This window comes from Enterococcus sp. DA9, assembly GCF_008000875.1.
Taxonomy (GTDB): domain Bacteria; phylum Bacillota; class Bacilli; order Lactobacillales; family Enterococcaceae; genus Enterococcus_B; species Enterococcus_B lactis.
Map to the genome: position 1 here is coordinate 125,703 of NZ_CP042840.1, position 13,535 is coordinate 139,237.

Consider the following 13,535-nt stretch of genomic DNA (forward strand, 5'->3'; position numbering starts at 1 on the left):
GGTATCTATGATTTAAGCTGGGATTCCCAATAATACCTTGATTTCAGTATAGACCGAAAACCCGAAGAGAGTGCCTTCTTTTCGGGTTTTCTTATATAATCCTCGGATGGCTTCCATGCCTTTAATCGTGGTAGAGGCAGTGCGTAAACTTCGATAGAATTTATTGCGTCTCTTTACTGGACGATGGTCTTGTTCAATCAAATTATTCAGGTATTTAATGGTACGATGTTCTGTCCCTTGATAAAAGCCGTATTCTTTTAGTTTCTTAAAGGCACTTGTAATAGAGGGGGCTTTATCTGTGACTACAACCTTCGGTTCATCAAACTGCTTCACTAACCGCTTAAGAAAAGCATAGGCTGCTTGTGTGTCCCGTTTTTTACGTAACCAAATATCCAAGGTTAAACCATCTGCATTGATGGCTCGATACAAATAATGCCATTTTCCTTTAATTTTGATGTACGTTTCATCCATTTTCCATGAATAAAAGGATTTTTTATTTTTCTTTTTCCAAATTTGATAGAGTAGTTTGCCATATTCTTGCACCCAACGATAAATCGTCGTATGAGAAACGTTAATGCCACGATCATATAAGATTTCTCGAACTTCACGATAGCTAAGGTTATAACGAAGATAGTAGCCCACGGCTACAATAATCACATCCTGCTGAAATTGCTTTCCTTTAAAATGATTCATCGTCATTCCTCCTGCTATCTTTTTCTATTATTCTACCTTATTTGATAGTAGATTTAAAACTTTGCAACAGAACCATAATTCGAATTTTTATGTTATATACTATAATATAAAATCAATATATGATATAATTGGGTATGGAAAAAATATCTTTTGAAACATTTAAAAGACCTAATGGTCATGATGAATTTTTAGAATGGTTGGAAACATTACCAAAAAAAGATAGTGCGAAGCTTTTACGTACAATAGAAGAAACAGAAAAGAATGGGATGCTAGTAGCTCAACGGTTGAAATGGGTGAAAAAATTAGACACTAATTTGTACGAATTAAGAAGTAAGGTAGGATCAAACATCCAAAGAGCTATCTATTTCCATGTGGTCAATGGAAGGTATGTCATTACCCATGGATTTACTAAAAAAACGGAGAAAACACCAATAAGTGAACTTAAACATGCAAAAGAACTTAGAGAGGAGTGGTTCACAAATGATGATTAAAAAATTGATTGAAGAAAAGCAAAAAGACAAAGATTTTGCAGAAGCATATGACCGTGAAGGAAGAAAACTCGAAACTGCGGTTGCTCTTTATCATGCACGGGAGGAAGCAGGCCTAACTCAAGCGGAGCTTGCACAAAAAGCACATACAACTCAATCTACTATTGCTCGAATTGAGAGAGGGGATAACGTATCTTTCGATAAACTTGATGATATCGCTAGGGCATTAGGCAAAAAGCTGGTAGTAGAATTTGCTTAAAAGCGAGTTGAAAATATACCTGTAATAGGCTCCTAACTAATCAATTAGTTTAGTGGGCCTTTTTGTACTAAATAGATAAAAGTTGTCCTATAGTGTAAAAGTCAATAAATTTTATACAAAAATTACTTTAAAGAGACATAAAGAGAAAGGTACAATAAATGAAAACCATAAATCTAATAAAAGTATTTATAGCATCACCAGGTGATATAGCAGCAAAGAGGAATGAAGTAGAAGAAACCATATATAGATGGAATATAGAAAATACAGATAATACAAAAGTAATTTTGATGCCAATTCGATGGGAAACGAATGCGATTCCTACTTATATAAATAATAGCTCTGGGCAAAGTGTTATTAATAAACAAATTGTAGAAAATAGTGATATATTATTAGCGATTTTTGGCCATAAGTTGGGTTCTCCAGTTGATAATTATAGATCGGGAACTATAGCAGAAATTGATTACTTTTATAAAAATAGCAAAGGCGAGGTAGGGGTTTTTTTCTTAGATGAACCAGTTCCACAAGTTTTGGCTGAAGAGTATATAGAAGTTAAGAAGTACAGGGACTCTTTAGAAGATAAGGGTTTTTATGGAACATATAGCAAAGACAATATCAGAAGGTTTCTCACAAAAAAAGTGAATTATTTAATTGAGAAAGCACAAAATAATTTAGAATCAAAACGCTTTGATTTAGATTCTATTTCTTACAAGACACCTTCAGTAATTAACAAAAAAGTTACCGGAACTGATAAAGATTTTGATGACAACTTAGATATTTTTGATCCAATAGAATTTGACAATGATGAAAGATTGCTGCTAATATATGCGTTTATGGATGAAAATTCTATCTTTTCAACTGATAATTCAACTTATAGAAAAGTAGTTCAATGGGAAAGTGATAACAATTTAAGGAGTTACTTGAGTGATAGAGTATTTGATGTACTAGAAAAATTAAGTAAATCGGGAATTTTAAAGGAAGAATACGATTCTTCTTTTGATGAGTATCCATCACGCTATATTTTGATTTCAGAGGACTATAAGAAATTTAAAAGGTATTTTTTAAAAAATGAAAAAAAGATATCTGTTATTATGGAGAAATACAAAGCTCCAATACAGGCTGATCCATTTTCCAATTTGGATGAATCAGATTTACCGTTTTAAATTTTAAATAGATAATTTCATTTTTTAGTAGCAGAGGTATAAACTTTTTTAATGTTTGAATTGAAAAGAAATGCTAATAGGTCGACTTTATGTTTCTCTTGTGCAATCGTAAATGCGGGGGACCATAAAATTGATCTATTATCGAGTGTGTATAAAATAAAATTCAAATCTTATTAGTTTACATAAGATACATTATACTAAGTTGTCAATGTTAAATGCCTTTAAATAAGGACGATTTATGCATCAATTATATTTATGTTAACTAAATTCTTTTTAACATAAATGTAATCAACTTAGCTAGATGAATCTAAAATGATTGTCTGTATTGATGACAAAGCTAATTAATAATTACGTGATTCAAAAAAGAAATCATACAATTAGTTGGTCGATTTCTTTTTTTATTCGGTAAATTGTTTGCCTAGTCACATTGTAGTCTGTTGCAATCTTTGAGATAGCAACCCCATTCTCAAGATCCTGAACGATACTCCTATAGACAAGGCGACGTTGAGGATCTTTGGTGTCTGCACTGTATAACTTAGGACGACCTTTATAGACGCCGTTTGCTTTAGCGATTTTAATTCCTTGTGCCTGGCGTCGTTTCGATTCAGTACGTTCTTGTTCAGCAATCATGGCTGAGATTTAAATGATTAAGTCTTTGATGAATTTATCTAGGAGAGGATTTCCAATTGCTTCAGCCATGATCGGTAAACTGGTGATAATAAGTCGCACATTCTTCTTCTTTAGATAATTCACTGAATCGATAATCTCGTCATAATTGCGTCCAAGTCGATCAATGGCTTCTACAATAAAAATATCTTGCTCTCTGACAAAATCTAAAGCTTCCTGGAAAATCGGCCGATGACTAATCGTCGCTCCAGATTGTTTTTCGATAAAAATTTTTTCAGCGCCAAACTTTTTCATTTCTTCAATTTGACGTTGTTCATTTTGATCGATGGATGAAACTCTAATATAAGCAATTTTCAAATTTATTCCCTACTTTTCTATAACGTTTATAATACACCCTAATCATACGTTAGAACTCTAAATTTTTCAATGTTATATTTTTGTCTATTTAGGGTAAACTCTAAATAGACAAACGGTTTTTGAATTCTAAAAGTTAAATAGTTTATAATAGAAGAAAAAGAATGGGGTGACGATTTCTTAGATTGAAAAGGAAAGATAAATATTATAGATTATTACTTTTGACAGCTGAAGCAGGATGGATGGATTTTCCAGAAGTTGTAAAAGAAGTTCAAGAGATAGGTGCAACTATTTCTGATAGCCGCTCCTCTCCTATGAACTATCAGGATGCCCATGGAATTAAAATAATTGATCAAGAGAGAAATGTCAGAAAATACACAACAATAAATGAGTGTGTAATTAATGAAAATCTTTGTAGGGCACCGATAACGAAACACATTAAGAATAGAAGCAAAGCAAAAGACGGAAGAACTTTTACTACCTTCTAAGTTTTTTTCATATTTGTTTGCTATACTTAGATCTAAGGAATTAGACTTTCGCTGCCCATTATTTAAGTTTGAGGTAGCGTCTTGCGAGGGATCAATAATGGAAGAAGAAAAAATATTTGAAAAACGCTGGGAATTGGCTTCAGTTGAACAAAGAGCAAGGTACCATAATCTAATGTCCTCTTACCGTAATATTGATTGGACTTACAAAGAAAAGAAGTACTTGCTTTGGTTATGTCAGTTAGATGTAAATACCTTTGAAACATTTGAAGTGATTCTAGATAAGATTAAAAACAGCAATGAAAAAAGAGCTGATCTATAATGGTTCGCTCTTTTTATTTTATTAACTCTTTGGTTACTATATGTAAAATACAGCTTCATATTACAATAAATTTCAGGATACAAATTTATTTAAGCATATATAAATATAATTGAAATGGGACATAAATATATGAGTATGAGAATGGTGATTCCATGTTTAATAAATGGGCAAACCACCCAATGAACTCGAGAGGTAGAGATAATTTGAAGGAGACGGACAAGTTCTGGGAAGAAGTATATAGTAAAAACGGTTCTGTTGCAAAGTTTTCCAAAAAATCTATTTTAGTGTAAAATTGAGAAAAAAGACAGAGAGGACAGAGTAATGAATCATTTTAAAGGCAAACAATTCAAAAAAGACGTCATTATTGTCGCTGTTGGTTACTACCTGCGTTACAATCTAAGCTATCGTGAAGTTCAGGAATTGTTATATGATCGTGGAATAAATGTTTGTCATACTACGATTTATCGTTGGGTACAAGAGTACAGCAAAGTCCTCTATTATCTTTGGAAGAAGAAAAATAGACAATCCTTCTATTCATGGAAAATGGACGAAACCTATATCAAAATTAAGGGACGTTGGCATTATCTTTATCGTGCAATTGATGCGGACGGCTTAACCTTAGATATCTGGTTACGAAAGAAACGGGATACGCAAGCAGCCTATGCTTTCTTAAAACGACTCCATAAACAGTTTGGTGAGCCGAAAGCAATTGTGACCGATAAAGCACCTTCTCTTGGCTCCGCCTTTAGAAAGTTACAGAGTGTGGGTTTATATACTAAGACAGAGCACCGAACTGTGAAGTATCTTAACAATTTAATAGAACAAGACCATCGACCTATTAAACGACGAAATAAATTTTATCAAAGTCTCCGTACAGCCTCTTCCACGATTAAGGGCATGGAGACCATTCGAGGAATATATAAAAAGAACCGAAGAAATGGAACGCTCTTCGGCTTTTCGGTGTCTACTGAAATCAAGGTATTAATGGGAATAACAGCCTAAGATATTTGGAGTTCAGAGAGGGCGCGTTTGATTTTCAAACTTCGCAACAGAACCGAGAACCTTGGGTTTTCAAGTGCTTTTTGGTTCATTAATCTTAACCATAGTGTTTTTAAAGTGGAAAACAAGCAACAAAAAAAGTATGTGGAGCCTTGTAGGAATAGTTCTTATTATTTTTACTGTGACTGCAGCAACAGAAGCAAATTATTCGCATAAAATTCAGTCGTATAAAGGTCGTTTAGTTATGACCAAAAAAGATGTTACACGTTATACATCCTCAAGAACTGGAGGCCTATATGACTATGCACCATTAGATGCATTGAAATATAAAGATCATTTAAAGAAACATGAAGTAAAAGTTGGTGATCGGTGGGAGAATGCATCTCATAAAGCATATAATTCCAAAATAGTCTATACAGTAGAAGATGCCGATGAGCAAAATATCACATTACCTGTATTCAATTATTGGGGAACAGTTGTGAAAGTAAATGGGAAAAAGAGCACTATAGAAAATGACAATGGTTTAGTGTCTATTAAAGGTACGGGGAAAAGAACTATAGTTGAGGTTTCATCTACGTATCAAATACGATGATTCTATCTTTATTAATTAGTTCAATAACTTTTATATTCTTATTTACACGTTATTTAATAAGATGCTGCGGTGAAATGAAAATAGATTAGATAGATATTATAAATATGTTGATTCTATTTTCATAGCAATGGAGAAAATACATTAGCAATATATAAAAGAAGGTATCAAGAGTCACAGTGAATTTATTCCGAAAAGTGAAAAGAGCAAATATAAAATTTAATGAAAATATAGAACTAAATAGGAAAACGTAGACGTAATTTTCTACGTTTTCCTTTTCATATATATTAAATATTACGGAAAATTATATAAACTAATTTAGTGTTTTGTTTGTAATTCCTAATTTTGCTCCACTTTTAGATAATTTTTAGGTCTATTTAACTCATCAGACATTCTATGCTCATTTTTCTCCAAATTTGTTTCAACTCTTTCGTACTTAATTTTGCGTATTTGAAAATTCTTCTTTTAGAGTACTTTTATTACGATACTAGTATGATATATATCTATAGCAAACAGTTAAAATCTTCCTAAAATAAGCGAATAGCATTCCTAAAACCTATAAAATTTTTAGATGAAGCGACAAGTAGACAATTAATAAACTACTTGAACATGAAATTATGGATCACCTTTCAAATTTAGAAAATGGAATTCTTATACTTATTGCGCAACATTTATTGATTGCAAAATTATGTGACAAAAAGAACTAGTAGAAGAAGGAATAATGGCTTGATAATAAAGTACTACCTATTAAAGGTAGTACTTTATTTAATTTAGTATAAATTAACATACTACTATATTTTAGGTTTCATATTATATAAATTAATAATATACTACCATTTGTTGGTAGTATAATTTAAAGGTAATAAGTTACTCTTTTATTACTATGTTTGGGTTTTATAGCAAAGAAAGTTTAATAAGAGTTTGGACCTAGCAAACAATATTAATGAGGTCATTAAATCTTATTATCTTTAGTGATATAACGAAATATCTACACAGACAAAATTATGATCTTGCGTAAAGTTATAAAATATTAATAAAAATATTTTATTAATGAAAAGCTTGGTAGCACGGTTATTCATATGCTAATTTATTTCACTTTATAGTAAGGGGAGTTCTTAGTATATTGTTCAAACTTAAATTTCATATAATTTAATTATGTAAATTAGCTATTCTAAGAACTTCTACGGATAACTGCCCGTCTAAAATTTAAATAAGAGCTTAGAATCTTCATATAAGTAAGGTTAATTTTTTTGTACAAAAAAGTCGGAATATTCTGAGTTACTGAAATGATATAAAATCATAAACTAAATCCCTTGATTTTCTTGACTTTGAACAGAGTATGTATATAAGTTTATGATTATGGTAAAGTATATATATAATCATGAACTCAGAATATTTTTAAGAAGGGAAACAATAGTGAGCTATAATGTACAACCGTTAAGGACAAATGAAGAGATACAAGATTTTCAGTTTTGGCTAAGAAGAACAAGTAATCCGGAAAGAGATAGTTTTTTATTTTTGTTTGGAATCAATAATGGTTTACGTATGTCAGATATTATAGGATTAAAAGTTGGAGATATACGAGGTAAAAGTAAGCCTATTATTGTTGAACGTAAAACAGGTAAGCGAAAACCGATTTTCATAGATAATTTGAGAGAAGAGATTTTATTATATACTGAAGGCAAAGAAGAAAATGATTGGTTGTTTCCAAGTCGGCAACAAGGTCGACATATAACAAGGGATCGTGTCTATCAGATATATGCGGATATAGCGGAAAAATTAGGAAGAGATGATATAGGAACACATACATTAAGAAAAACTTTTGGGTATCACTACTACAAAAAAACTAGAGACATTGCTACCTTAATGTTTATTTTTAATCATAGTTCTCAATCGATTACTAAAAGATATATTGGAATTACAGAAGATGAAATCGGTGCTTCCTTAAAAGGATTTAAATTAGGTATTTAATCTTTGCATGATTAGAGATAAAAAAAACCAACTACGAAATCTATTTGTAGTTGGACTTTTTTTTATAATGAATTCAATGCATCAATTGTAGCCGCATTGTCTATATGGGTATATAAAGTCGTTGTATTGGTACTTGAATGTCCCAATTGTTGGGCAGTCAATACCAAAGAATTTGTCTGTTGGTAGAGTCTAGTAGCCAATGTATGACGCAGTTTATGCGGACTGACTTGGACTCTGAATCCTTTCGAATATTTTGCTACCATCCGTTCGATTGCAATACCGGATATACGTTTGGCTTCTCCTTGGTAAATTGCTAGAAATAATGCTTTTTCGTTTTCTGTCACTTTATATCTTTCTTTCCGAATAGCTAGATAATTAGCTAAATATTCCATTGCGAACGCTGCTATATTGACCGCATCTCTCTTATTTCCTTTTCTAGTTACTACCACATTATTCTTATCCAAAGATAGATCATCTAAGTTAATATTTACAACCTCGGAGAGTCTCAATCCAGATCCTAAAATCAGTGCATTGATCGCCAGGTCTCTTTCTACATCTCGATGGTAATAGATCAGAGCTCGTTTGCTCAAAGTATTTTTATATTCATTGGCAATATAATCTAGATAATTTTGTGTATCTTCGTCTAGAAATAATTTTTTCTCAATGGCATTTGCACGAGCTGCTAAAGTTGTTTTATCTGTGATAGTTGCTACCTGGTCCATAGGATTATCGTCTAAGTATGGTTTTCCTAGAGGATTATTGGAACTTTTCGAAAGATATTTAAATAGAACTTTCAATGCTGTTATATTTCTATTGATAGTAGAAGTGGATAGGCCTAAGTTATTATTATCTTCGAGCTTAGCTTTTGTTGTATCTTTTTTTACATTTTCTTTTGCGCGACGTTTCAAATGAGATTTGTACAAGTTTAGGTCATAGGCAGTTAAATGTCTTATCGAGGTGATTGAAGTATCAGGAACGATAGACTCACTCAGAAGCCATTCATAAAAGAGCTTATAATTTTTTAGATATTCTAAAGTGGTTCGAGGTGATTGATCTTTATCTTCACGATCTTGAACAAAATCTTTTATATAATCGGGCATATGAAGTATGATTGTATCTATTTTTTGATATATTTCTGTATTTTTCATGTCATTCATCCTTTCAATAAGTAGGAGAGAGGAGTACCCCTACAATTGGACTATACCAATTATAGGGACGTTTGTCAATTGGTATGCTATATTTTTTTTGGAAAACACAAATTATATAAGGTTCTATATAATCATATAAAATAAATGGTATATATAAATAGGCGAGGGGATAGCAGTTTGTATTCTAAAAATTTTTTTGGTTTTTCTTAATTCTATAGAAAGAACAATCTTTCTATAGAGTTAGACATGAGAGGGACTACGATTGATTTAAAATCAATAAGCGTATATACTGTATATACAAACAAAAAAGGGGAGAAGACTATGGCAATCAAAGAAAGAAAATTCAGAGAAGTAGGGAATTCAGTAGTATTAACTATTTCAAAGGAGTTTCTTAAAGAAAATGGGTTAAATCCTGGAGATACGGTTTTTTTAGATGAAGAAAAACTTCGAGCAGCAATTACAAAAAAACAAACCTTATCTGATGAGATCGATGTAGCAATATCTCAAGCATTAACTGAATATGATACTACTTTTAGAGAGCTTGTCGATAAATGAGTGTTCATTACCTAGAAGCCAAAGATGTTATAAAAATGAATGTGATCCAAATAAAAAAATACTCTCCTAATGAACCCATTGGTGTAAAGGACGCGAATGCTTTAGAAATGTGTGTAGGACAACTTCGAGCCTCAGCTTTTGGTGAAGAGGTTTATCCTTCGATTTATGAAAAAGCAGCTATCCTACTTATACAATTGATAAAGAAACATCCTTTTCATAATGCAAATAAACGTACTGCTTTCTTAGCTACTTTTGTCTTTTTGAAAATCAATGGACAGCTTTTAGCTATTGATCAAAAAGATGCTGTAAATTTAGTGGTATATATTGCTACATATGATAAGGATTTTGACCAACTAAAATATGAAGTGATCAACACTATAAAGACACATACGAAACCCATTTAAGGAGTTGCTGTATGTGTCTTTATAGTGTTATTAGCTGCTATAGCGAAATAATTGAAGTAAATTACAAATAGCTATAATTCAAATCCAAGTATATAGAAAACGTAAATTTTCTATATACTTGGATATGCTGGAATGTTTAAGAGAATAATTACATTTCTAGAAAATACAATAAAAATTACAGGATAATTAGCCATATCCTACCTCCTCTAGCAGTTGCTCAAAAGTTAGCACTAAGTAACTTCTTTTTTGTTGCTGGTAACAATTTATCAATACTAAAATAGCTTTTAAGTATCTAATAAATACTAATTTTAAAGCTCTTAATTATTATGAAACACGATATAACAATATTGCTATATCGTGCTATTGTAATATTATACATTTGAAGACAGCGTATTCTTGTTCTAATATCAGGAATTTTTTATAAATATCAGTCATACTAAGACTCAAAATTTATTGGTATGTTCCTCTGTATAGAGTTTGACCGTCTACCATTATATAGCAATTATTATCATTGTTGTCTTGCACCAATATACCCGTTAAGGGTAGCACTAGGAGTAGTAACAATCACTGGAAACTCATGAGAAAGCTCGGTCATTTTTCCTGTTCTGCTAGAATCGTGTTCTATTGTCAAGCCATTTACTATAAACGTGAATACTTTACTTCCTATTGTTATAGTAGCTTTTTGAGAAACAGTTTCTGTAGCTGGAGCTGTGCTTCTTTCCGAATTTGTTAGGGTTTCACTGGATTCATTGCTATAAACAATTGTAGAGGATTCTACGGCTTCTTGAGTGTCCAAGTTGGTGCTGCTAGCTTCATCTAGCTTCCTTTTGTATTGTTCGTTACTGATTGCTAAGCTTTCCCGTTGGTCATCAAGCTTATTCATTTCTGTAATGGTATAAAATAATCCTCCTGCTAGTGCTATATTAACAACTAAACTAACCGCAAATAATACCTTTTTTATTCTTCCTTCTCTTCTTTCTCTTTTTGTAATTCCTTACTTTTGGCTCAAAAAGTCACTTATTAAGTTTATACCAACCGAAGCTAAATATTTGTATATAACTATACATGTTATATACTTTAGCTCATATTGCTGGATAATGTTCATTCTAGTCGACTCCACTTATTATCCTGGTAAAATTCAATGTGCCGTATTTCGTCGTAGTGAATTTTGTCTTTTCCAACGTAGATTCCCAGCTCATCACTACCTAAGATATTTCCAACAATATCGTATGGATAGTATCCTTCAGCGTTTCGTTCTTCTTTTTGGATACATACTGATCTATTTTTTATGACTGCAGCGTTCAATACTTTCACAATATCTTCAGTCGTCATTTGTTCTTTTGCCAAATTATGATTGGTACGTTGCTCATTGTCCGCATCGATCTCTTCAGTATGATCAGATAAATAAAATCCTGCCCACTTTAAACGACCACGATCATTGTAATCAATCATTTTTAATTCCCCCATTTCCGCCCGCATGACCACCAACAAGTGTGCTTCTAGTAATGCTTCTAGCGCCTTCTAACATTGAAGAAGCATGTACAATCGACGTAAAACCATATTTTTGCCGAATCTTATCAATAATTTTATCTAAATTTTCTTCGTCAATTTGCTTTTGTGGATCACTAAATAAATCCAGCTGAAGCGAATCAGTATAAAATAGCTTGCTGTAAGTGATTCCGACGTGGCGGACTTCTTGTCCTTCATAATACTTATCAAACAAGAAAAGACAATAATTCTGCAATTCCTTTGTATTGTCTGTGATAGGGATTTTCATCTGGTGTGAGAACCCTGGTCTCGTTTCTAAGATCGATGTACCAATGTTTAAATGGACACATCCTGTTTTACAATTATGCTGTCTGATACGAATGGCTACTTGTTCCGCCATTTCTTTTACAACCAGCTCGATTTCATTTCTTCTAGTATAATCACGTGGCAACACTTGTGAATTACCATAGGACTTTTCTTTTGTCGGTTCTGGTGGGATTGCTATATCTGTTCGATCGATCCCATTAGCATGGAAGTACAGCTGTAAGCCAATCACACCTAGTCTATTCTTAATCGTATAAGGATTCCAGTTAGCAAGATCTCTAATGCTCATAATCCCCATCTGATTGAGTCTTTTCTTCATTCGAGAGCCAATACCCCAAAAATCCGTCATTTCAGGAATATTCCATACTTTTTCAGGAACGTTTTCGTACGTCCATTCCGCAACAAATCCTTCATTATGCTTTGCTTCATTGTCTAAGGCTAGTTTAGCCAAAAGGGGATTATCGCCGACGCCTACCGTAGCAATCAATCCTAGCTCTTCTTTAATATTCTCCTGGATCATTTGAGCCAGCTTCTTTCTCCGTTGACTTCGTGTTCCTTCAGTCGTAAAAAGGTTCAGTGATCTGGTCACTTTTAAGATCGATTCATCGATCGAATAGATCAATAAATCTTCGTCTGCTACATATTTTCTAAATATATTGTTTACCTGCATGTTTCGCTTAATATAGAGATTCATGCGTGGTGAGACGACATGTAACGTTTTAGGAAATGGCTGAGGTAGATCTCTTGGCCTACTGACATTAGAGATCCCATATTTTTTCTTTGCAGCTGGTGAAGAAGCTAAAATCAACCCTGATCCTGTATTATCCGCTCGACTCATGACGACTAATTCAGTCGTTAATGGATCTAAATTCCTTTCTATACATTCGACACTTGCGTAAAAGCTTTTCATATCGATCAAAAAGTAATCATTTACTGGCTCTTTTGAATAATCCATCATAAATAACACTCCATTCGTTACAATTATACAAACATATGTTCTCGTTTGTAAAGAAGGAATGTTTAAATGAACAAAAAAAGATTCAAATTGTTATTACAAGCAGTTTAAACGGATAACTAACCACTTATCAGATTTTAAATGCGTTAGAGTCTTCATATATCAATAAATACAGACCAAAGCTACTTGATTCACTATAAAAAAACCCGAACTTCCTTTTTAAAAGTTGTTCGGGTTTTATAACTTTCATGACGAACTACTAACAAGTAGACTTTTTAATTTTTGCCTGTCTTCAGGATACAATCCATGCATTTCATACTTATTCGCCAATTCCGTTATTTCTGCAGAAGACCTCGTATAAAGCTTTTTTAGTCCTCGATATTCATAATATTTTTCTTTTGGATAGAAGGCTTGAAATGTGCCATCAAAACAATAGTCCTGATCCTTAAATTCTATCCAAGCATGAAAAAATTCACTTTTTTGAAATTGGCCAATGCAATAAATAGCTTCTTTGGCATCTCGTGCAAATTTTATACTTTCTACGAAGCATTTATTTGGTTGTAGTCTTTTTTTTATTTTGTCCTGATAACCTACAGGAACGGCAATCTCGATTTTTTTCAACCGAATTTTCTCTTGCTTCAATGCCTGGTACCTTGTGGAATATGGTAGTTTTAAAACGTCTTTTTCTTTCTGTTCGTACGCTACTTTATTCAT

The 13,535-nt window shown here is 32.4% G+C and carries 14 protein-coding genes and 3 pseudogenes; 10 read left to right on the plus strand and 7 right to left on the minus strand.

The window, feature by feature from the left end; translation table 11 throughout:
* Positions 1–12 precede the first annotated feature (12 nt).
* On the minus strand, positions 13–693 hold the full coding sequence (locus FTX43_RS14550; protein WP_069314855.1) for an IS6-like element IS1216 family transposase: 681 nt from the start codon (positions 691–693) through the stop codon (positions 13–15).
* Between the two features lie 134 nt (positions 694–827).
* Between FTX43_RS14550 and FTX43_RS14555 the strand changes: the two genes are divergently transcribed.
* The 3 genes from FTX43_RS14555 to FTX43_RS14565 all read left to right on the plus strand — a co-directional run bounded on the left by FTX43_RS14555 (position 828) and on the right by FTX43_RS14565 (position 2,600).
* A complete protein-coding gene (locus tag FTX43_RS14555) occupies positions 828–1,184 on the plus strand; it encodes a type II toxin-antitoxin system RelE/ParE family toxin (RefSeq protein ID WP_002344897.1) in 357 nt (118 codons plus the stop codon).
* On the plus strand, positions 1,174–1,440 hold the full coding sequence (locus tag FTX43_RS14560; protein ID WP_002344896.1) for a helix-turn-helix domain-containing protein: 267 nt from the start codon (positions 1,174–1,176) through the stop codon (positions 1,438–1,440). The genes FTX43_RS14555 and FTX43_RS14560 overlap by 11 nt, the downstream gene beginning before the upstream one ends.
* A 158-nt stretch (positions 1,441–1,598) precedes the next feature.
* On the plus strand, positions 1,599–2,600 hold the full coding sequence (locus FTX43_RS14565) for a DUF4062 domain-containing protein (RefSeq protein ID WP_002344895.1): 1,002 nt from the start codon (positions 1,599–1,601) through the stop codon (positions 2,598–2,600).
* 369 nt (positions 2,601–2,969) lie between these two features.
* On the opposite strand, the pseudogene FTX43_RS14570 reads toward FTX43_RS14565, so the two are convergent.
* A pseudogene (locus FTX43_RS14570) lies at positions 2,970–3,584 on the minus strand (recombinase family protein).
* Between the two features lie 239 nt (positions 3,585–3,823).
* On the opposite strand from FTX43_RS14570, the gene FTX43_RS14575 reads away from it, so the two are divergent.
* From FTX43_RS14575 to FTX43_RS14605, 5 genes and pseudogenes are all read left to right on the plus strand, one after another.
* Positions 3,824–4,069 carry a hypothetical protein gene (locus FTX43_RS14575; protein ID WP_008271463.1) on the plus strand — a complete coding sequence of 82 codons (246 nt, stop codon included), beginning with the start codon at positions 3,824–3,826 and terminating at the stop codon, positions 4,067–4,069.
* Positions 4,070–4,166: 97 nt separating this feature from the next.
* On the plus strand, positions 4,167–4,388 hold the full coding sequence (locus tag FTX43_RS14580) for a hypothetical protein (protein ID WP_002311006.1): 222 nt from the start codon (positions 4,167–4,169) through the stop codon (positions 4,386–4,388).
* A 321-nt stretch (positions 4,389–4,709) separates the two neighbouring features.
* Positions 4,710–5,390: an IS6-like element ISS1N family transposase gene (locus tag FTX43_RS14590; RefSeq protein ID WP_002319817.1), complete on the plus strand. Its 681-nt coding sequence runs from the start codon at positions 4,710–4,712 to the stop codon at positions 5,388–5,390.
* Between the two features lie 139 nt (positions 5,391–5,529).
* Positions 5,530–6,068: pseudogene (locus tag FTX43_RS14595) on the plus strand (hypothetical protein).
* Positions 6,069–7,392: 1,324 nt separating this feature from the next.
* Positions 7,393–7,947 (plus strand): tyrosine-type recombinase/integrase, encoded by a 555-nt coding sequence (locus tag FTX43_RS14605; RefSeq protein WP_002318477.1) that lies wholly within the window; start codon positions 7,393–7,395, stop codon positions 7,945–7,947.
* A 62-nt stretch (positions 7,948–8,009) separates the two neighbouring features.
* Here the strand turns inward: FTX43_RS14605 and xerS are convergent, their stop codons facing one another.
* The gene (gene xerS, locus FTX43_RS14610; RefSeq protein ID WP_002295762.1) at positions 8,010–9,095 is read right to left on the minus strand and encodes a tyrosine recombinase XerS; all 1,086 of its coding nucleotides are present in this window, start codon (positions 9,093–9,095) and stop codon (positions 8,010–8,012) included.
* A 321-nt stretch (positions 9,096–9,416) separates the two neighbouring features.
* Between xerS and FTX43_RS14615 the strand changes: the two genes are divergently transcribed.
* Positions 9,417–9,650, plus strand: a complete 234-nt coding sequence (locus tag FTX43_RS14615; protein ID WP_002295764.1) for an addiction module antitoxin — start codon at positions 9,417–9,419, stop codon at positions 9,648–9,650.
* On the plus strand, positions 9,647–10,054 hold the full coding sequence (locus tag FTX43_RS14620) for a type II toxin-antitoxin system death-on-curing family toxin (protein WP_002307501.1): 408 nt from the start codon (positions 9,647–9,649) through the stop codon (positions 10,052–10,054). Before FTX43_RS14615 ends, FTX43_RS14620 begins: the two co-directional genes overlap by 4 nt.
* Before the next feature lie 450 nt (positions 10,055–10,504).
* On the opposite strand, the pseudogene FTX43_RS14625 reads toward FTX43_RS14620, so the two are convergent.
* The 4 genes and pseudogenes from FTX43_RS14625 to FTX43_RS14640 form a co-directional block, all read right to left on the minus strand.
* Positions 10,505–11,015, minus strand: a pseudogene (locus FTX43_RS14625) (hypothetical protein).
* A gap of 140 nt (positions 11,016–11,155) precedes the next feature.
* Positions 11,156–11,506: a hypothetical protein gene (locus FTX43_RS14630; RefSeq protein ID WP_002318474.1), complete on the minus strand. Its 351-nt coding sequence runs from the start codon at positions 11,504–11,506 to the stop codon at positions 11,156–11,158.
* A complete protein-coding gene (locus FTX43_RS14635; RefSeq protein WP_002318473.1) occupies positions 11,499–12,824 on the minus strand; it encodes a Y-family DNA polymerase in 1,326 nt (441 codons plus the stop codon). Before FTX43_RS14635 ends, FTX43_RS14630 begins: the two co-directional genes overlap by 8 nt.
* A 243-nt stretch (positions 12,825–13,067) precedes the next feature.
* Positions 13,068–13,535 (minus strand): hypothetical protein, encoded by a 468-nt coding sequence (locus FTX43_RS14640; protein ID WP_147607153.1) that lies wholly within the window; start codon positions 13,533–13,535, stop codon positions 13,068–13,070.